The sequence below is a fragment of the Pseudomonas fluorescens genome (genome assembly GCF_000730425.1).
Lineage (GTDB): Bacteria > Pseudomonadota > Gammaproteobacteria > Pseudomonadales > Pseudomonadaceae > Aquipseudomonas > Aquipseudomonas fluorescens_X.
In genome coordinates, this window is record NZ_CP008896.1 from 4,014,321 (window position 1) to 4,036,622 (window position 22,302).

Consider the following 22,302-nt stretch of genomic DNA (forward strand, 5'->3'; position numbering starts at 1 on the left):
CGATTGGGCGTGAGTATGCCGTGCAATCGTTGCCCCAGGCCAGCGAACGGTCGCCGCAAATGACCCCGCCGCCTCAGGAGGCGGCCGGGTCAATGGCTCAGCTTAGGTGTGATCGACCTTGATGGTCGGGTCAGCACCCGTGATCAGCGAGTTGATCGACTGGCCGGACCAGTTATTGCCTTCCAGCTTGATCGTCACATCCGCGTTGGCCAGGCCACCGGCGGCGTTGAGCTTGCCTTCGGAACTGATCTGCAGCGTGGTCACGTTATCCACCGTGGTCAACTTCAGGAAGTTGTCGATGGTGCCGTCGGTTTCACCCTTGAGCAGGTCGCGCAGGTCAATACGGTCGCCTTCGGCGGCCTTGAAGTCCTTGATCACATCGTTGCCGGTGTCGCCCGCTTTCCAGACAAAGGTATCGGCACCCGTACCGCCGATCAGGATGTCATTGCCCTGGCCGCCGATCAGCGTGTCGTTACCGGTGCCGCCCAGCAGGATGTCATTACCCTTGCCGCCGTCCAGGTAGTCGTTGCCGCCCTGGCCGAACAGGATGTCATCACCCGAGCCACCCAGCAGGGTGTCATTACCGTCCTTGGCACCCGAGGTGTTGAACTCGTTGTAGTGCTCGGTGATGTACTTATGCACATCCTGGCCGGTGACGGCAGACACCGCGACGCCGTTTTTCCCAGCCACATAGGACTGGATGGCGTTGTAGCCCTCGCCGGTAATGCCCGGGAAGCTCACCAGGTCGCCGAACAGGATGTCGTTGCCGTCACCCCCATCGACACGGTCGGCACCCGGCAGGGTGGCCTCGCTGTGACCGAGGATGGCGTTGGCCAGGTCCTTCGGATCGATGTTGGTTTGTGGTTTGCCATCGCTGTCGTACGGCGCCAACTGAGGCAAGCTGACCCCGTTGTTGAGGCCGATGGCTTCAATGCCCCCTGTGGACAAGCCTTTGAGCAGTGCAAATGCGCTCTGGGAGTTGCTGATGAGCGTAGGGTCGGTGGCGCTTGCCGCTGTACCGTTGGCGCCAAGGACTGAGAGCTCAAAGGTGCCATCCCCTTGGGCATGAATAGTGCCCAGGTTGGACTGCCCCCAGCCCCACCAGTTGTAGGTCCCGAGGGTCACCGTCCCGGCAGCATTGATGTCAAGGTAGTGCTCCGAATCGATAGTGATCCGGGTGGCGGTACCCAGGGTGTAGTTGCTCATGGTGACAACATCGTCCAGCTTGACGTTGCCGTACAAGTTCGGATTGGTCTGCTCATTGCGCTGGTAGTACGTTGGCTCACCGTCGGTGATGAAGTACGTCGTGTTGATTGCGCCCGTATTGCTGGTCGCCTGGGCACTTTTGAAGAAGTTGGCTGCTGCCTTGAACACGTCTTCGTAGTTGGTGCCGCCTCCTGACACCATCGAATCCAGAACTCTTTGCAGGGCAGCCAGGGCGCCCGGGTCTTTCAGGTTGACCGACGCCGTCTGGTTGACTTGCGTATCGAAGTCCGCGAGGAAGATATTCACGGTGCCCGAGGTGCTGGAGCCGATGCTGTCTTTCAGGGAGTTGAACACGGTGGTCAGCGAGTCTTTCGCCGTTTTCACCGCGTTCGCATCCATGCTGCCCGATGTATCGATCATGAACGCGATGTTGTAGTTCTTGCCCTGGACCACGTTCAGGCCCGAAACGTCCGCCACGATGATGTCGTTGTTACTGGTACCGGTGACGTTGTCATCGCCGGAAGTCGCGGTGTTACCGCTGTAGGTTGCCGGGTACACCTTGACCGGCACATTGGCCACGGTTGTAGCCGAGCCGCCGAGGGTTTCGGTGGAGGTCGACGTCACGGTCAGGTTGTATTGGCCGCTGGTGTAAGGCAGTGGCTTGAGGCTCAGGCTGTTGAGGTTCCAACCGGTGACGTCCACTTCGGTCAGGCCCTTGGTCGCCGTAAAGGTATGCCCGGCACCGTCGCTGAGCACCGCACCCACCGGGATGCCGCCAATCTTCACGCTCAGGGTTTCCGAACCATCGGTATCGGTCAGGCCAGTGGTGACCTTGCTCAGCTTGACCGTGCCGTTTTCCAGCCCTTCGTTGAGCTTGTACGCATCGTAATAGCCCTGGCCATTGGTGCCGTGCAGGTCAGACACCTGGGCGCCGGCGTTGATCAGGTCGTTGACCCCGGTGTAGATCGGGATGTTGGTATTGCTCAGGTTAGTGACCGGACCGCCGTTGACCGACAGGTTGACGTCATAGCTACCGGCACCCGCCTGGTTGGCATGGTAGATATCAATGCTGTAGTAGCCATTGCTGGTCGGGGTGAAGGTGCCGTTGAACTGGCCGGAGTTCGAGCCCCAGAGACCGTTGGCCACGTCTTTGCCGCCGACGTTGATCAGGATGCTGTCATCGCCATAGCCGCTGAAGGTATAGGTCTTGCCGGCCTCCAGGTAGATCAGGCCGGAGGTCTTGGACCCAGCGCCGCCCGGTACGTTTGCAGTTGATGCTACGTCGGTTGCAATCGTCGTGGTGGTTGGTGTCCCGGCGTTGTCGATCGCATTTTTCAGTACAGTCGCCGAGGCGCCATTACCGTTGTTGCCCAGGCCCGAAATGCTGTCCCAACTCTGCTTGGTCAGGCCTACCGAGGCGATGCTGTTATCGGCCACGCTCAAGGTCGGCGCATCTGCAACCGGGGTGATGTCGACTTTCACGGTGGCATTCACGCCCAGGTCCTTGCCATCGGTCGGCTGGAACTTGAACTGTGCGTAGTCGGCCTGCTTGTTGCCCACACCTGTGCCGCCGTAGCCGTCGGCTCCGGATTCGTTGGCGTTAGGTGTGAAGCGCAGTTTGCCGTCGTCGATCTGCGCCTTGGTGAAGGTCTGGCCGGCGGTGACATTGGTCCAGGTAGTGCCGTCCGCTGCCAGGAACTGCAGCTTGCCGGCCACTGGCAGCTCGGTGATTTTCACCCCGAGGCTGGCCTGCGGGGAGTCCACATCGGTGACGCCGAAGTTCGACCAGGTCAGCGTCAGCGACGTGTCTTCGGTACCGGTGACGGCACCGCCTGTGGCAACCGGTGCATCGTTGACGGCCACCACATTGACTGTGGTGGTGGCCACGTTCGAGTAGTTGCCGCCGTCGGTCACGGTCACGGTGATGGTCCGTGGCGTGGTGCTCGGGTCTTCGCTGCTGTTGTTGAACGTGATGTTCTTGATCTGCAGCATGTAGTCAGCCAGCGACGCCGTCCCGGTGAGGGTCAGGGTGATCTTGCCGGTGACCGGATCCGTGGCCGAGGTCACGTTGATGCCGGGGACTTTGGTATAGCTCAGCGAGTCGTTTGGCTGAGTATTGGTCAGGACCACGGTAGCGCCAGTCAGCTGGGTGCTGTCCGGGTCGGTGATCTTGATGTCAGTGTCAGCAATCGACACACCCGTGCCGCCTTCGGTGAACGTGGTCTTGAAGTCGTTCCCGGTGGCGCCACTGGAATTGTTGGCATCCAGGTCGATGGTCGGTGGAGCATCGTTATCGATGATCGACGTTTCGATTTTCCCGTTGGTGGGGCTGACCACCAGGTTCTCGAAGTTGCCACCGGAGGTGCCAGAGATGCTGATCTCGAACTTCTCCGTAGGCTCGGTCAGCTTGTCGTCGATGGTCTTGATATCGAACGTCGCACTGCTCTGGCCGGCCGGAATCTTCACGGTGTACACGCCGTTGAAGTCGGTGCCGTCCTGGGCCACGCCTTTATACGAGAGGGTTACGGTGACTTCGGTGTCTGCCGGTTGGGTCAGGTTCAACGTGTAGTGAGCGGTCTGGCCTTCGGTCACCGAGGTATCGCCCGCGATGCTGATCACGGTGTCGCTTGTCACGTCCGTCACCTTGGTGACCACTGGAGTGCCGACAACAATCAGGTTTTCATACTTGTCGCCACCGCTGACCACGTTGGTGATCTTGGCAGAAATATCCTTGGCGCCAACGTAGAAGTCATTCGGCGCGGTGAAGTTGGCAGTACTGCTGGTCTTGCCATTGCCGATGGTAATACTCAAGCCGTTGTCCAGCTTGACCACCAGGTCGGAACCCACGTTAGTCACCGCCGCACCGTTCTTGCCCACGAGGCTGGCGGTGTAGACGATCTGGCCACCCTCTGTGACGTTAGTGGTGGCTGTCAGCACAACCTTCACGTCGTCGATGGTGTCGTTGATCGTGGTGGTAGCACCATCGCCTGCAACTACGAGTTTCTCGAAGTTACCGCCAGTGGCGTCAGTGATCTTGACGGTCTGGGTGCTCTTATCGATGAACACGTCATCGCCCGGAGCATCCACGATCACCGTGCCGACCGTTTGGCCGGCCTTGATGGTGATGGTCTGGTTGTTGTCGAGCTTCAAGGTGACGTCGGTGTCAGCCTTGTTGCTCAAAGTGGCGGTGTAGGTGATCTTGCCACCTTCACTCACTTCAGACGGAGCCGTCAAAGTCACGGTCGTGGTGTTGTCAGTACCAGGGGTATCAGTGACAGTGGTAGTGACCTTGTCAGTGCCCGGGACCAGTTTTTCAAAGTGCTCGCCGCCAGTCACTTCCTTGATGCCGGTCGTGACGGTCTGATCGCCCTTGTACACATCATCCGGAGCCACAGCCGAAACGGTGCCGCTCGATTGATTAACACCGATGGTGATGACCTGGTTGTTATCCAGCGTCACCGTTACTGGGCTGGTGACGTTAGTCACCGGCGCGCCGTTTTTATCCACAAGGGTGGCGGTGTAGACAATCTGGCCGCCTTCGCCCACGGTTTTGGTCGCGGTCAGCACCACATCGACCTTGTCGATGGTGTCGTTGATGGTTGTTGTTGCGCCATCGCCAGCCACCACCAGCTTCTCGAAGTTGCCGCCTTCGGTCCCGGTAATTTTGACGGTCTGGGTGCTCTTGTCGATGAACACGTCATCGCCCGGGGCATCCACCGTCACGGTACCGATGGTTTCACCGGCCTTGATGGTGATGGTTTGTTTGTTGTCGAGGGTCAGGGTGACGTCAGTGTCAGCCTTGTTGCTCAACGTCGCGGTGTAAGTGATCTTGCCGCCTTCGTTGACGGCGTTAGGCGCAGTCAGGGTGACGGTAGTGGTGTTATCGGTACCCGGTGTGTCGGTCACGATGGTGGTGACTTTATCGGTACCTGGAACGAGATTTTCAAAGTGCTCGCCGCCAGTCACTTCCTTGATGCCGGTCGTGACGGTCTGATCGCCTTTGTACACGTCATCTGGAGCCACAGCCGAGACAGTACCGCTCGACTGGTTGACGCCAATGGTAATGACCTGGTTGTTATCCAGCGTCACCGTTACTGGGCTGGTGACGTTAGTCACCGGTGCGCCGTTTTTATCCACAAGGGTGGCGGTGTAGACAATCTGGCCGCCTTCGCCCACGGTTTTGGTGGCCGTCAGCACCACATCGACCTTGTCGATGGTGTCGTTGATGGTTGTTGTTGCGCCATCGCCTGCAACTACCAGCTTCTCGAAGTTGCCGCCTTCAGTGCCGGTAATTTTGACGGTCTGGGTGCTCTTGTCGATGAACACGTCATCGCCCGGGGCATCCACCGTCACGGTACCGATGGTTTCACCGGCCTTGATGGTGATGGTTTGTTTGTTGTCGAGGGTCAGGGTGACGTCAGTGTCAGCCTTGTTGCTCAAGGTGGCGGTGTAAGTGATCTTGCCGCCTTCGTTGACGGCGTTTGGCGCAGTCAGGGTGACGGTAGTGGTGTTATCGGTACCCGGTGTGTCGGTGACGATGGTGGTAACTTTATCGGTACCTGGAACCAGATTTTCAAAGTGCTCGCCGCCAGTCACTTCCTTGATGCCGGTAGTAACCGTCTGGTCGCCTTTGTACACATCGTCCGGAGCCACAGCCGAAACGGTGCCGCTCGACTGGTTCACACCGATGGTGATGACCTGGTTGTTATCCAGCGTCACCGTTACTGGGCTGGTGACGTTAGTCACCGGTGCGCCGTTTTTATCCACAAGGGTGGCGGTGTAGACGATCTGGCCGCCTTCACCCACGGTTTTGGTGGCGGTCAGCACCACATCGACCTTGTCGATGGTGTCGTTGATGGTTGTTGTTGCGCCATCGCCTGCAACTACCAGCTTCTCGAAGTTGCCGCCTTCAGTGCCGGTAATTTTGACGGTCTGGGTGCTCTTATCGATGAACACGTCATCGCCCGGGGCATCCACCGTCACGGTACCGACGGTTTCGCCGGCCTTGATGGTGATGGTTTGTTTGTTGTCGAGGGTCAGGGTGACGTCAGTGTCAGCCTTGTTGCTCAACGTCGCGGTGTAAGTAATTTTCCCGCCTTCGTTGACGGCGTTAGGCGCAGTCAGGGTGACGGTGGTGGTGTTATCGGTGCCTGGTGTGTCGGTCACGATGGTGGTGACTTTATCGGTACCCGGAACCAGGTTCTCGAAATGCTCGCCGCCAGTCACTTCCTTGATGCCGGTAGTAACAGTCTGATCGCCTTTGTACACATCGTCCGGAGCCACAGCCGAAACGGTGCCGCTCGACTGGTTCACACCGATGGTGATGACCTGGTTGTTATCCAGGGTGATGGTCAGCGGACCCGTAGTGTTGGTGACCGTTTTCCCGTCCTTGTCGACCAAGGTAGCGGTGTAGACGATCTGGCCGCCTTCACCCACGGTTTTGGTCGCGGTCAGCACCACATCGACTTTGTCGATGGTGTCGTTGATGGTTGTTGTTGCACCATCGCCAGCTACCACGAGCTTCTCGAAGTTGCCGCCTTCGGTCCCGGTGATCTTGACGGTCTGGGTGCTCTTATCGATGAACACGTCATCGCCCGGGGCATCCACCGTCACGGTACCGATGGTTTCACCGGCCTTGATGGTGATGGTTTGCTTGTTGTCGAGGGTCAGGGTGACGTCGGTATCCGCTTTATTGGAAAGCGTCGCGGTGTAGGTGATCTTGCCACCCTCACTCACTTCAGACGGAGCCGTCAAAGTCACGGTAGTGGTGTTATCGGTGCCCGGTGTGTCAGTCACGATGGTGGTGACTTTGTCGGTCCCAGGAACCAGGTTCTCGAAATGCTCGCCGCCGGTGACTTCCTTGATGCTGGTCGTGACGGTTTGGTCGCCTTTGTACACATCATCCGGAGCCACAGCCGAAACGGTGCCGCTCGACTGGTTCACACCGATGGTGATGACCTGGTTGTTATCCAGGGTGATGGTCAGCGGACCCGTAGTGTTGGTGACGGTCTTCCCATCCTTGTCGACCAAGGTAGCGGTGTAGACGATCTGGCCGCCTTCGCCCACGGTTTTGGTGGCCGTCAGCACCACATCGACCTTGTCGATGGTGTCGTTGATGGTTGTTGTTGCACCATCGCCAGCCACCACGAGCTTCTCGAAATTGCCGCCTTCAGTGCCGGTAATTTTGACGGTCTGGGTGCTCTTGTCGATGAACACGTCATCGCCCGGAGCATCCACCGTCACGGTACCGATGGTTTCACCGGCCTTGATGGTGATGGTTTGCTTGTTGTCGAGGGTCAGGGTGACGTCGGTGTCAGCCTTGTTGCTCAACGTCGCGGTGTAGGTGATCTTGCCACCCTCACTCACTTCAGACGGAGCCGTCAGCGTCACAGTCGTGGTGTTATCGGTGCCCGGTGTGTCGGTGACGATGGTGGTGACTTTATCGGTACCTGGAACCAGATTTTCAAAGTGCTCGCCGCCAGTCACTTCCTTGATGCCGGTAGTAACCGTCTGATCGCCCTTGTACACATCATCTGGAGCAACAGCCGAAACGGTGCCGCTCGACTGGTTCACACCGATGGTGATGACCTGGTTGTTATCCAGGGTGATGGTCAGCGGACCCGTAGTGTTGGTGACGGTCTTCCCATCCTTGTCGACCAAGGTAGCGGTGTAGACGATCTGGCCGCCTTCACCCACGGTTTTGGTGGCGGTCAGCACCACATCGACTTTGTCGATGGTGTCGTTGATGGTTGTTGTTGCGCCATCGCCAGCCACCACCAGCTTCTCGAAGTTGCCGCCTTCGGTCCCGGTGATCTTGACGGTCTGGGTGCTCTTGTCGATGAACACGTCATCGCCCGGAGCATCCACCGTCACGGTACCGACGGTTTCACCGGCCTTGATGGTGATGGTTTGTTTGTTGTCGAGTGTCAGGGTGACGTCGGTGTCCGCTTTATTGGAAAGCGTAGCGGTGTAGGTGATCTTGCCACCCTCACTCACTTCAGACGGAGCCGTCAAAGTCACGGTAGTGGTGTTATCGGTGCCCGGTGTGTCGGTGACGATGGTGGTGACTTTATCGGTACCTGGAACCAGATTTTCAAAGTGCTCGCCGCCAGTCACTTCCTTGATGCCGGTAGTAACCGTCTGATCGCCCTTGTACACATCATCTGGAGCAACAGCCGAAACGGTGCCGCTCGACTGGTTCACACCGATGGTGATGACCTGGTTGTTATCCAGGGTGATGGTCAGCGGACCCGTAGTGTTGGTGACGGTCTTCCCATCCTTGTCGACCAAGGTAGCGGTGTAGACAATCTGGCCGCCTTCGCCCACGGTTTTGGTGGCCGTCAGCACCACATCGACCTTGTCGATGGTGTCGTTGATGGTTGTTGTTGCGCCATCGCCAGCCACCACCAGCTTCTCGAAGTTGCCGCCTTCAGTACCGGTAATTTTGACGGTCTGGGTGCTCTTGTCGATGAACACGTCATCGCCTGGAGCATCCACCGTCACGGTACCGACGGTTTCACCGGCCTTGATGGTGATGGTTTGCTTGTTGTCGAGGGTCAGGGTGACGTCAGTGTCCGCCTTGTTGCTCAACGTCGCGGTGTAAGTGATCTTGCCGCCTTCGTTGACGGCGTTAGGCGCAGTCAGGGTGACGGTAGTGGTGTTATCGGTGCCCGGTGTGTCGGTCACGATGGTGGTGACTTTATCGGTACCTGGAACGAGATTTTCAAAGTGCTCGCCGCCGGTGACTTCCTTGATGCCGGTCGTGACGGTCTGATCGCCTTTGTACACATCGTCCGGAGCCACAGCCGAAACGGTGCCGCTCGACTGGTTCACACCGATGGTGATGACCTGGTTGTTATCCAGGGTGATGGTCAGCGGACCCGTAGTGTTGGTGACCGTTTTCCCGTCCTTGTCGACCAAGGTGGCGGTGTAAACAATCTGGCCGCCTTCGCCCACGGTTTTGGTGGCCGTCAGGACCACATCGACCTTGTCGATGGTGTCGTTGATGGTTGTTGTTGCGCCATCGCCTGCAACTACCAGCTTCTCGAAATTGCCGCCTTCAGTGCCGGTAATTTTGACGGTCTGGGTGCTCTTATCGATGAACACGTCATCGCCTGGAGCATCCACCGTCACGGTACCGATGGTTTCACCGGCCTTGATGGTGATGGTTTGTTTGTTGTCGAGGGTCAGGGTGACGTCGGTGTCCGCTTTATTGGAAAGCGTAGCGGTGTAGGTGACCTTGCCACCCTCACTCACTTCAGACGGAGCCGTCAAAGTCACGGTCGTGGTGTTATCGGTGCCCGGTGTGTCGGTCACGATGGTGGTGACTTTATCGGTACCCGGAACCAGGTTCTCGAAATGCTCGCCGCCGGTGACTTCCTTGATGCCGGTCGTGACGGTCTGATCGCCTTTGTACACATCATCTGGAGCCACAGCCGAAACGGTGCCGCTCGACTGGTTGACGCCAATGGTAATGACCTGGTTGTTATCCAGCGTCACCGTTACTGGGCTGGTGACGTTAGTCACCGGTGCGCCGTTTTTATCCACAAGGGTGGCGGTGTAGACAATCTGGCCGCCTTCGCCCACGGTTTTGGTGGCGGTCAGCACCACATCGACTTTGTCGATGGTGTCGTTGATGGTTGTTGTTGCGCCATCGCCTGCAACTACCAGCTTCTCGAAATTGCCGCCTTCAGTGCCGGTAATTTTGACGGTCTGGGTGCTCTTGTCGATGAACACGTCATCGCCCGGGGCATCCACCGTCACGGTACCGATGGTTTCACCGGCCTTGATGGTGATGGTTTGCTTGTTGTCGAGGGTCAGGGTGACGTCAGTGTCAGCCTTGTTGCTCAAGGTGGCGGTGTAAGTGATCTTTCCGCCTTCGTTGACGGCGTTTGGCGCAGTCAGGGTGACGGTAGTGGTGTTATCGGTGCCTGGTGTGTCAGTCACGATGGTGGTGACTTTGTCGGTACCTGGAACCAGGTTCTCGAAATGCTCGCCGCCGGTGACTTCCTTGATGCCGGTCGTGACGGTCTGATCGCCTTTGTACACATCATCTGGAGCCACAGCCGAAACGGTGCCGCTCGACTGGTTGACGCCAATGGTAATGACCTGGTTGTTATCCAGCGTCACCGTTACTGGGCTGGTGACGTTAGTCACCGGTGCGCCGTTTTTATCCACAAGGGTGGCGGTGTAGACAATCTGGCCGCCTTCGCCCACGGTTTTGGTGGCGGTCAGCACCACATCGACTTTGTCGATGGTGTCGTTGATGGTTGTTGTTGCGCCATCGCCTGCAACTACCAGCTTCTCGAAATTGCCGCCTTCAGTGCCGGTAATTTTGACGGTCTGGGTGCTCTTGTCGATGAACACGTCATCGCCCGGGGCATCCACCGTCACGGTACCGATGGTTTCACCGGCCTTGATGGTGATGGTTTGCTTGTTGTCGAGGGTCAGGGTGACGTCAGTGTCAGCCTTGTTGCTCAAGGTGGCGGTGTAAGTGATCTTTCCGCCTTCGTTGACGGCGTTTGGCGCAGTCAGGGTGACGGTAGTGGTGTTATCGGTGCCTGGTGTGTCAGTCACGATGGTGGTGACTTTGTCGGTACCTGGAACCAGATTTTCAAAGTGCTCGCCGCCAGTCACTTCCTTGATGCCGGTCGTGACGGTCTGATCGCCCTTGTACACATCATCTGGAGCCACAGCCGAGACAGTACCGCTCGATTGATTAACACCGATGGTAATGACCTGGTTGTTATCCAAAGTCACAGTCACTGGGCTGGTGACGTTAGTCACCGGTGCGCCGTTTTTATCCACAAGGGTGGCGGTGTAAACAATCTGGCCGCCTTCGCCCACGGTTTTGGTGGCCGTCAGCACCACATCGACCTTGTCGATGGTGTCGTTGATGGTTGTTGTTGCGCCATCGCCAGCCACCACCAGCTTCTCGAAGTTGCCGCCTTCAGTACCGGTAATTTTGACGGTCTGGGTGCTCTTGTCGATGAACACGTCATCGCCTGGAGCATCCACCGTCACGGTACCGACGGTTTCACCGGCCTTGATGGTGATGGTTTGCTTGTTGTCGAGGGTCAGGGTGACGTCAGTGTCCGCCTTGTTGCTCAACGTCGCGGTGTAAGTGATCTTGCCGCCTTCGTTGACGGCGTTAGGCGCAGTCAGGGTGACGGTAGTGGTGTTATCGGTGCCCGGTGTGTCGGTCACGATGGTGGTGACTTTATCGGTACCTGGAACGAGATTTTCAAAGTGCTCGCCGCCAGTCACTTCCTTGATGCCGGTCGTGACGGTTTGATCGCCTTTGTACACATCGTCCGGAGCCACAGTCGAAACGGTGCCGCTCGACTGGTTCACACCGATGGTGATGACTTGGTTGTTATCCAAAGTCACCGTTACTGGGCTGGTGACGTTAGTCACCGGTGCGCCGTTTTTATCCACAAGGGTGGCGGTGTAGACGATCTGGCCGCCTTCACCCACGGTTTTGGTGGCCGTCAGGACCACATCGACCTTGTCGATGGTGTCGTTGATCTGCGTCGTCGCCCCGCCCGGAGCAATATCAAGCTTCTCGAAGCCACCCCCCACGAAGTCCGGATTGATCGTGACGTTGATCGGGCCTGCATCTTTGAATACGTCGTCGCTCGGTGCCTTTGACGTCACCTGGCCGGTCGTCTCGCCCTTGGCGATAGTGATGACGTCACCATTGCTCAGGGTCAGGGTCAGGTCGCTGCCGGCCTTGTTGCTCAAGGTCGCGGTGTAGGTGATGTTGCCACCTTCGTCGGCTTCGCCTGGCGCGGTCAGGGTGACGGTGGTGGTGTCGGTGGTGCCGGGTGTGTCGGTCACGGTGGTGTTGACCGGCGTGGTGCCAGGCACCAGGTTTTCGAAGTGCGCGTCGCCGGTCACATTGGTGATCGCGGTGGTGACGGTCTGGTTGCCCTCATACACATCGTTCGGCGCGACAGTGCTGACAGTGCCAGCGGATTGGCCGACGCCAATGGTGATGGTCTGGCCATTGTCCAGCGTGACGGTCAGCGCATTGGTGGTGTTGGTGACCGGGTTACCCGTCTTGTCCACCAGCGACGCGGTGTAGACGATCTGGCCACCTTCGCCCACGGTGGTCGTTGCGGTCAGCACCACATCGACCTTGTCGATGGTGTCGTTGACGGTGGTGGTCGCACCATCACCTGCCACTTCCAGTTTTTCGAAGTTACCGCCAGTCGTCTCGACGATCTTCACGGTTTGCGTGCTTTTATCGATGAACACGTCATCGCCCGGAGCATCGACCGTGACGGAACCAACGGTTTCACCCGCCTTGATGATGATGGTCGAACCGTTATCCAGCTTCAGCGTAACGTCAGTGTCCGCTTTGTTGGAGAGCGTGGCGGTGTAGGTGATCTGGCCGCCTTCGCTGACATCACCTGGAGCCGTCAGTGTCACGGTGGTGGTGTCGACCGAGTCGGTGATGGTGGTGACGGCAGGCGTCGTGTTGGGCACCAGGTTTTCGAAGTTGCCACCGGTCGTCCCGGTGATGGTCGTCGTGACTGTGCTGCCGTTGACGTAGACGTCGTTGGCCGGGGTGTCGACGACCACGGTGCCAACGGACTCGCCGGCCTTGATGGTGATCACCGAACCGTTGGACAGCGTCACGGTAACCGGAGTTTGCGCCGGGTTGGTCAGCGTCGCGGTGTAGGTGATCTGGCCACCTTCGGTGACGGTGTTGGTGGCGGTGAGGGTCACGCCGGTGTCGTCGACCGAGTCGGTAATCGTGGTGACGGCAGGGGTCGTGTCCGGTACCAGGTTTTCGAAGTTGCCACCGGTTGCCCCGGTAATGGTGGTGCTGACCGTGCTGCCATTGTTATAGACGTCGTTGGCCGGCGTATCGACCACCACCGTACCGGTGGATTTGCCCGCCTCAATGGTGATGACCGAGCCGTTGCTCAAGGTAATGGAGACAGGCGTCTGCGCCGGGTTGGTCAAGGTCGCGGTGTAGGTGATCTGGCCGCCTTCGGTCACCGTGTCGCCTGCTGTCAGGGTGACGGTGGTGGTATCGATGGTGTCGGTGATCTGGGTCACGGCCGGTGTCGGGTCGACGGTGAGTACCAGATTGTTGCCACCGGTAGTGCCGGTCACGGTCACACTGATCTGGCCGGGATCGATGTACGGGCTGTCATTCGGTGCCAGGGGCACATTGACGGAGCCGGTCACCTGGCCGGCCGGGATGGTGATCACCGCGCCGTTGGACAGGGTCACCGTCAGGTTGCTGGTGGATGGCTGGGACACCGTGGCAGTGTAAGTCAGCACGCCGCCGGCTTCGGTGATGGTCGGCGTGGCGCCCAGGGTCAGGGTCGACGGCAAAGGTGGGGGCACGGTAGGGTCGGTGCGCTGCCCACCTAGCTCGTCGGTCAACGCATTGGTCGCGAAACCCAGGCCAGTCGTCGGAAAACCAATGGTTGGGTCGACCGAGCCTGCGGTCTCATTGAGCAGCACAAAGCTGTGGCCGCCACCGGCAGCGCCCGTGCCAGTCGCTGCCGTGCCGGCGGCGGTGGCTTCCAGGTCGGTGGTCGGGTCAGCGCCGGCGGCAATGGCCTGCTGCAACTGCGCTACCGAAGGTGCAGCCTGAGCAGTGGCTTGGGCCAGGTCAGTGCTGGAGTCGGGCGTATTGGCGCTCCACTGGGTATCACGCCCCAGGTCCAGGGTACGGCCATCGGCCAGCTCCAGGCTCACGGCACCCGACATGCCAGTGTCAATTTGATCGCCCGCGAACAGACGATCACCTTCAACCAGCACCCGGCGAGCGCCTTCCGGAGAAATGACGAAAACTTGGCCAACAATGCTTTTGACGATTGCAACAACACTGCTCATTGAAGATTTCTCCGGCGATCCATTCTGTGGGTGTTCCTGTGGCTGAGACTTGATGGAATTCATCAGCCTGGGAAGTACGTAGTTTATAAAACGGGTGGCGTCAAATAATTGGCTATATTTATTGGCGATTTACTTTATGCCAAACTATTGACCTTATTGGCGCCATCCTAAACAATCGCCTCGCTAATGTCACATTGATATTCACGCGGCGAACCGTCCTACATGTGTGAACCAGTTCCGCTTTTGAACTTTCCGACGTACGGTCAATACGGTAGCCATTTTCTAACGCAGCACGCCAAGTTGCTGTGACTTGAGACAAGAAGTCCTGGGGATTCTTAAATGCGTTTGCACCTGCTTAAGGCAATACCGTTCGCTCTCGCCGCCAGTTTCGTACAAGCCCAAACCCTGCCCCAGGCCATGCAGCAAGCGCTGGATGTGCACCCGGAGATTCAAGCAGGTGTCAACGCTCGTATCGCCGCTGACTATCAGTTGCGCGCAGCCAAGGGCGGCTACCTGCCTCGCGTCGACTTGAACGCCGGTTATGGCCGTGAAGGCACCGACAGTTCCACCACCCGTGCCCTTGGTGGCCATTGGGAAACCCTTAATCGCGGTGAGTCGAGCCTACGCCTGCAACAGATGGTTTTTGACGGTTTTGCCACCTCCAGCGAAGTAGGGCGTCAACAAGCCACCGTTAACTCCCGTGCGTTTTCGTTGCTTGGCACTTCCGAGCGCACTGCATTGACGGTAGCCCAGGTTTATCTGGACGTCCTGACTCGTCGTGAGTTCGTGCGCCTGGCGGAAGAAAATCTGCGCAACCACGAGCGCATCTACGACCAGATCAAGTTGCGCACCCAGCGTGGCGTTGGCAGCGGGGCCGACCTGGACCAGGCCGAAGCCCGCCTGGCCCAGGCCCGCAACAACGTGATCACCGAACAGACCAACCTGGCCGATGCCCAGACCAACTACCTGAGCGCCGTCGGCCAGGAAGCCGATCAGTTGGAGCGTCCGCCCAGCTTCATGGCGCTGCTGCCTGCCGACCTGAATGAAGCACGTCGCCAGATGCTGGATAACAGCCCGATCCTGCGCTCGGCCGAGTCCGACATCGCCGCGGCCGAAAAACAGTACGAAGCCGCCAAGTCTGCCTTCTACCCACGCTTCGACGCCGAGCTGGGCCGCAATGCCGACAACAACATCGACGGCATCTCCAGCCACAACAACGGTTGGGAGGCCATGCTGCGCATGCGTTTCAACCTGTATGCCGGTGGCAGTAACAAGGCTGAACTGGAGTCCAGGTCCTACCAGTCCAACCAGGCCCTGGATATCCGCAACAACGCCCTGCGCCAGTTGAACGAAGAGCTGGGCCTGGCCTGGAACGCGATGAGCAACGCCAATGCCCAGGTGCCGATTGCCCAGCAATACGTCGACCACAGCAGCAAGGTGCGCAGTGCCTACCAGAAGCAATTCAGCCTGGGCGAGCGGACCCTGCTCGATTTGCTCGACAGTGAAAACGAGCTGTTCACCGCTTCGCGTCGCTTGGAAGAGATAAAAAACGTTCAGTTATTTACTCAGTACCGAATCAAGGCGACCATGGGCGAGTTGCTCAAGAGCCAGGGAGTGGTCGCACCGATGGCCTCCGTCGTACAGAACGATGTGAAGCCGAAAGTCCAACTGCCTGGGATGAATTGAGCTATTCCTTATAGTCCCATCAGTTAGTCGAGAGTACCCGCGTGGAATCAGAAGTTAGTCGAGTTAATCTCAGCCATGATCCACGCACACTGCACGACGACCCGTTACTCGACGGGTTGTTGGCGCTCTGTGCACTGCACCAGAAGCCTGCCAGTGCGGCGATGCTGACCACCGGTCTGCCATTGCCGTCACAGCAACTGACGGCTGATCTGCTTGCCCGCGCTGCGGCCCGGGCCGGTTTGCAGGGGCGGCTGCTGCAGCGCAAGCTCGATTCGATCCCCGCGATTGCCATGCCGGCGCTGCTGTTGCTCAAGGACGGCCGCAGTGCCGTGCTGCTCGGCTGGCAGGGTGAAGACGAGGCCCAGGTACTGCTCAGCGAAAGCGACGGTGGTGAAACCATCGTCAAGCGCCAGGCGTTGGCGGATGACTACATCGGCAAAGTGTTCTTTGCCCAACCCCAGCACAAGTTCGATGTCAGCCACGGCACCCTGATCCCCCGGGCCCGCTCCTGGTTCCGCGACACCCTCAAGCGTTCGCGCTGGCTCTACGCCGATGCCATCGCCGCCAGCTTCCTGATCAACCTGATTGCCCTGGCCGCGCCGCTGTTCGTGATGAACGTCTACGACCGCGTGGTGCCGAACCAGGCCATCGCCACCTTGTGGGTGCTGGCCACCGGTATTTTCATCGCCTACGTCTTCGACCTGATCCTCAAGAGCCTGCGCAGCCTGTGCCTGGACCTGGCCGGCAAGAAAACCGACCTGATCATCTCGGCCACGCTGTTCGAGCGGATTGTCGGCATGTCGATGAAGTACCGCCCGGCGCGGGTCGGCAGCTTCGCCCAGAACATCCACGAGTTTCAGAGCCTGCGTGACTTCCTCGCCTCCCTGACCCTCACCAGCCTGATCGACTTGCCGTTCACCCTGCTGATATTCCTGGTGATCGCCATCCTCGGCGGGCATCTGGTGTGGATTCCCATGCTGGCCTTCCCGATTGCCCTGGGCATCGGCTACCTGCTGCAAAAGCCGCTGGTCGCCACCATGGAGCGCACCATGGCCCTGGCCTCCGAGCGCCAGTCGAGCCTGATCGAAACCCTGGCCGGGCTGGATGCGGTCAAGGTCAACAACGCTGAAAGCGAGCGCCAGTACCAGTGGGAACAGACCATTGGCACCCTCAGCCGCCTTGAGTTGCGGGTGAAAATGCTCTCCGGGCTGTCGATGAACATCACCCTGCTGATCCAGCAACTGGCGGGTGTGATCATGATTGTCTTCGGCGTCTACCAGATCATCGCCGGCAACCTCAGCATGGGCGGCCTGATTGCCTGCTACATGCTCAGTGGCCGCGCCCTCAGCCCCCTGGCATCGCTGTCGGGCCTGATGACCCGCTACCAGCAAGCCAAGGTCACCATGGTCTCCACCGACCAGATGATGGAGCTGCCCCAGGAGCGCAACTTCGAGGAGCGCCCCTTGAGCCGCCGCACCCTGCAAGGCGCCATCGAATGCCGGGGCCTGAACTTCACGTACCCCAACCAGCAGAACATGGCGCTCAAGAACATCAACCTGGTGATCAAGCCCGGCGAGAAGATCGGCATCATCGGGCGCAGCGGCTCAGGCAAAAGCTCCCTGGCCAAACTGATCGTGGGCCTCTACCAGCCCGACTCCGGCGCCTTGCTGGTGGACGGCGTGGACATTCGCCAGATCGACGTCAGCGAGCTGCGCCACAACGTCGGCTACGTGCCCCAGGATATCCAGCTGCTAGCCGGCACCCTGCGCGACAACCTGGTCTCCGGCGCCCGCTACGTTGAAGACGAAGTGGTACTGCAAGCCGCAGAACTGGCGGGCGTCCACGAATTTGCCCGCCTGCATCCACAAGGCTACGAGCTGCAAGTAGGGGAGCGGGGCCAGAACCTTTCTGGCGGCCAGCGACAAAACGTCGCTCTGGCGCGTGCCCTGTTGCTCAACCCGCCCATCCTGCTGCTGGACGAACCGACCAGCGCCATGGACAACACCGGTGAGGAACGCCTCAAGCAGCGTCTGCAAGCCGTTGTGGCAAACAAGACCGTGGTGCTGGTGACGCACCGTGCGTCCTTGCTGTCTTTGGTGGACCGCTTGTTGGTTATCGACCGTGGGCAAATCCTCGCGGATGGCCCGAAAGCCGTAGTGATGGAAGCGTTGAAGAAGGGGCAGATCAGTGTTGCGTAAATTCAGGGACACGGTCCGTCGCTATTTCATTGGTTCCGACTCGCTGGACGGCCAGCCACTGCCAGAGGTCAAGAAGGCCCTGATCGAAGACGCCCCGCGCGTGGTGCGGCTGACCATCTGGGGGATCATCGGGTTTTTCCTGTGCATGCTGCTGTGGGCCGGCTTTGCCAAGGTCGACGAAGTGACGCGCGGTGATGGCAAGGCCATTCCATCCTCCAAGCTGCAGAAGATCCAGAACCTTGAGGGCGGCATCGTTGCCGAGCTGTACGTCAAGGAAGGGCAGATCGTCGAAGCCGGCGCGCCGCTGATCCGCCTGGACGACACGCGCTTCGTCTCCAACGCCGGGGAAACCGAGGCCCAGCGCCTGTCCCTGCTGCTGCGCATCGAGCGCTTGAGCGCCCAGGTCGAAGATCGGCCGTTGAACATCCCTGAAGACGTGCGGGCCGCTGCGCCTACCCAGGCCATCAACGAGCAGTCGCTGTACGAAAGCCGGCGCCAGCAGTTCAAGGACGAAATCGGCGGCTTGCAGGAGCAACTGACCCAGCGCCAGCAAGAGATGCGCGAATACACCTCCAAGCAGGGTCAGTACCGTAACCAGCTGTCGCTGCAACGCCAGGAAATCAACATGTCCGAACCCCTGGTCGCCCAGGGGGCGGTGTCGCCGGTGGAAGTGCTGCGCCTCAAGCGCGCAGAAATGGAAACCCGCGGGCAACTGGATGCCACCACCCTGGCCATCCCCCGTGCCGACTCGGCGATCAAGGAAGTGCAGCGCAAGATCGACGAAACCCGGGGTAAATACCGCAGCGAAGCGCTGACTGAGCTCAACGAGGCGCGCACTGACCTGAACAAGGCCCAGGCCACCGGCAAAGCCCTCGAAGACCGCGTGAGCCGGACCCTGGTCACCTCGCCGGTGCGCGGGATCGTCAAGCAACTGCTGGTCAACACCATTGGCGGCGTGATCCAGCCGGGCAGCGACATGGTTGAAATCGTACCGCTGGATGACACCTTGCTGGTGGAAGCCAAGATCCGCCCGCAAGACATCGCCTTCCTGCACCCTGGGCAAGAGGCCGTGGTCAAGTTCACCGCCTACGACTACACCATCTACGGCGGCCTCAAGGCCAAGCTCGAACGCATCGGTGCCGACACCATCACCGACGAAGACAAGAAAACCACCTACTACATGATCACCCTGCGCACCGACCGCAGCCACCTGGGTACCGATGAGAAGCCACTGATCATCATCCCTGGCATGGTTGCATCGGTCGACATCATCACCGGCAAGAAAACCATCCTCAGCTACCTGCTCAAGCCCATCATCAAGGCCCGGGCCGAGTCGTTGCAGGAGCGTTGATTTTCAGTGTCCTGGCGGGCCCTTCGCGAGCAAGCCCGCTCCCACATTCGACCGCATTCCTATGTTGGAAATCGGTCGAATGTGGGAGCGGGCTTGCTCGCGAAGGGGCCCTCAACCCCACGCCAGTCCTGCCGCAAAAAGGCCATATCGTTATTCTCTAACGGTATTTAAATTCCAGTTCTTATATCTATAAAGTCACTCTCCTGACTGCCAGGGAGTGATCTCATGTCCACCGCCACAGCCGCTTCGCCCACCGCGCAAACCTTCGACATCCGCCCGTTCCCCGGCAGCGTAGGCGCCGAGATCATTGGCCTGGACCTGTCGCGCCCGGTCAACGACCAGGACTTCGCGCGCATCCACCGGGCGCACCTGGATCACCATGTGCTGGTGTTTCGCGACCAACGCATCACCCCCGAGCAACAGATCGCCTTCAGCCGCCGTTTTGGTGTGTTGCAGATCCATGTGCTCAAGCAGTTCCTGCTGGCCAACCACCCAGAAATCCTCATCGTCTCCAACATCATCGAGAACGGCCAGTCCATCGGCCTGGGCGATGCGGGCAAGTTCTGGCACTCGGACCTGTCCTACAAGGAACTGCCAAGCCTGGGCTCGATGCTCCATGCCCAGGAACTGCCGTCTGAAGGCGGCGATACTCTGTTTGCCGACATGCACAACGCCTGGGAGCAATTGCCCGAGCACCTGCGCACCGCCGTGGCAGGCCGCCGGGCCGCGCACTCCTACACGGCGCGCTACAGCGAAAGCAAATTCGAAGGCAACTGGCGCCCGACCCTGACCCCCGAACAACTGGCCCAAGTCGCTGAAGTGGTGCATCCCGTGGTGCGTACTCACCCGGAAAACGGACGCAAGGCGCTGTTCGTCAGTGAAGGTTTCACCACCCGCATTGTCGGCCTGCCCGAAGATGAAAGCCGCGACCTGCTGGCCCAGCTCTACGCCCACAGCATCCACCCGCACACCATCTACCGCCACCGCTGGCAGCCCCACGACCTGGTGTTCTGGGACAACCGCTCGCTGATCCACCTGGCCGCCGGTTGCCCCAGCCACCTGCGCCGCAAACTGTTTCGCACCACCATCCAGGGCGACGCGCCTTTCTGATTCGGAGCATGACCATGTCCAGCAAAACCCCCTTTGCACGATTGGCCGCGACCGTGGGCCTTGGCGTCAGCCTGTTGGCCGGCAGTCTGGTTGCTCCCGCCGTCGTCCAGGCCGAAGGCGAGATTCGCATTGCCGAGCAGTTCGGCATCGTTTACCTGCTGCTCAATGTGGTACGTGACCAGAACCTGATCGAGAAATACGGCAAGCAGGAGGGCATCGACATCAAGGTCGACTGGACCCAGTTGTCCGGTGGCGCCGCGGTCAATGACGCGCTGCTCTCCGGCTCCATCGACATTGCCGGCGCCGGTGTCGGCCCGCTGCTGACCATCTGGGACCGCACCCACGGCAAGCAGAACGTCAAGGCCGTGGCCTCCCTGGGCAACTTCCCGTACTACCTGGTCAGCAACAACCCCAAGGTCAAGACCATTGCCGACTTCACCGAAAAAGACCGCATCGCCGTGCCGGCCGTGGGCGTTTCCGTGCAGTCGCGGTTCCTGCAATACGCCGCAGCCAAGCAATGGGGCGACAAGGAATTCAATCGCCTGGATAAATACACCATTGCCGTGCCGCACCCCGACGCCACGGCCGCGTTGATCGCTGGCGGCACCGAGCTGACCGGGCACTTCTCCAACCCGCCGTTCCAGGACCAGGCCCTGGCCAACCCGAACGTGCATGTGGTGCTCAACACCTATGACCTCTTGGGGCCGAACTCGCCGACCGTGCTGTTCGCCACCGAGAAGTTTCGCAACGACAACCCGAAAACCTACAAGGCCTTTATCGATGCGCTGACCGAGGCCGCGCAGTTTGCGCAGAACGACAAGGGCGCCGCTGTCGATACCTACATCCGCGTGACCAAGGCCAAGATCGACCGTGCGGCGCTGTTGAAAATCATCGACAACCCGCAATTCGAATTCAGCGTCACCCCGAAAAACACCTACCCGCTGGCCGAGTTCCTCTACCGCGTGGGCGCGATCAAGAACAAACCTGAATCGTGGAAGGATTACTTCTTCCAGGATGCCAAGCCGCTGCAAGGGAGCTGAGATGAACGCGCCCTTGCAAGGCCACACGGCCAGCCACCTGAATGCCGTCCAAGCGTTGCTGGCGGTGGACCAAGTCAGCCTTGAATACCGCACGCCCGAACGGGTGGTGCGGGCCACCCATCAGGTCAGTTTCGAGATCGACCCGGCCGACCGCTTCGTCCTGCTGGGGCCTTCGGGCTGCGGCAAGTCCACGCTGCTCAAGGCGGTAGCCGGTTTTATCAAACCCTGCGAAGGCGAAATTCGCCTGGTAGGGCAGAAGGTCGAACAACCTGGCCTGGATCGTATCGTGGTGTTCCAGGAGTTCGACCAGCTGCCGCCGTGGAAAACCGTCAAGCAGAACGTGATGTTCCCGTTGCTGGCCTCCAAGACCCTCAAGCGCCGCGACGCTGAAGACCGGGCGTTGTACTACCTCGACAAGGTCGGCCTGAGCGCCTTTGCCGACGCCTATCCGCACACCCTGTCCGGTGGCATGAAAGCCCGCGTGGCCATTGCCCGCGCGTTGGCCATGCAGCCGAAAATCCTGCTGATGGACGAACCCTTCGCCGCCCTCGATGCCTTGACCCGGCGCAAGATGCAGGAGGAGTTGCTGCGGCTGTGGGAGGAGGTGCGCTTTACCCTGCTGTTCGTCACCCACTCCATCGAAGAAGCGCTGGTGGTGGGCAACCGCATTCTGTTGCTGTCGCCCCATCCAGGGCGTGTGCGCGCAGAGATCCACAGCCATCAATACGACCTGCACAGCCTTGGCGGTGTGGAGTTCCAGGCGTCGGCGCGGCGTATCCATCGCCTATTGTTCGATGAGTCGTCCGAGGCAGAAACCGACCTGGATTTCGCTGATATCCGCATCGCTTATTGA

General features: G+C 59.5%; 7 protein-coding genes. 6 read left to right on the plus strand and 1 reads right to left on the minus strand.

Features of this window, described 5'->3' with window-relative positions; all coding sequences use genetic code 11:
- Positions 1-102: 102 nt before the first annotated feature.
- Complete coding sequence (locus HZ99_RS18070; protein WP_038444923.1) at positions 103-14,064, minus strand: retention module-containing protein; 13,962 nt, start codon at positions 14,062-14,064, stop codon at positions 103-105.
- Between the two features lie 339 nt (positions 14,065-14,403).
- Here HZ99_RS18070 and HZ99_RS18075 point away from each other — a divergent pair, with 339 nt between their 5' ends.
- The 6 genes from HZ99_RS18075 (at position 14,404) to HZ99_RS18100 (ending at position 22,302) form a co-directional block, all read left to right on the plus strand.
- A complete protein-coding gene (locus HZ99_RS18075; protein WP_038444925.1) occupies positions 14,404-15,750 on the plus strand; it encodes a TolC family outer membrane protein in 1,347 nt (448 codons plus the stop codon).
- 41 nt (positions 15,751-15,791) lie between these two features.
- Positions 15,792-17,948 carry a type I secretion system permease/ATPase gene (locus HZ99_RS18080; protein WP_038444927.1) on the plus strand — a complete coding sequence of 719 codons (2,157 nt, stop codon included), beginning with the start codon at positions 15,792-15,794 and terminating at the stop codon, positions 17,946-17,948.
- Positions 17,938-19,299: an HlyD family type I secretion periplasmic adaptor subunit gene (locus HZ99_RS18085; protein WP_038444928.1), complete on the plus strand. Its 1,362-nt coding sequence runs from the start codon at positions 17,938-17,940 to the stop codon at positions 19,297-19,299. Before HZ99_RS18080 ends, HZ99_RS18085 begins: the two co-directional genes overlap by 11 nt.
- A 225-nt stretch (positions 19,300-19,524) precedes the next feature.
- Positions 19,525-20,409 (plus strand): TauD/TfdA dioxygenase family protein, encoded by an 885-nt coding sequence (locus HZ99_RS18090; protein WP_038444930.1) that lies wholly within the window; start codon positions 19,525-19,527, stop codon positions 20,407-20,409.
- Between the two features lie 14 nt (positions 20,410-20,423).
- On the plus strand, positions 20,424-21,449 hold the full coding sequence (locus tag HZ99_RS18095) for an ABC transporter substrate-binding protein (RefSeq protein WP_038444932.1): 1,026 nt from the start codon (positions 20,424-20,426) through the stop codon (positions 21,447-21,449).
- Between the two features lies 1 nt (position 21,450).
- Entirely contained in the window at positions 21,451-22,302 is an 852-nt protein-coding gene (locus HZ99_RS18100) for an ABC transporter ATP-binding protein (RefSeq protein ID WP_038444934.1), read from the plus strand.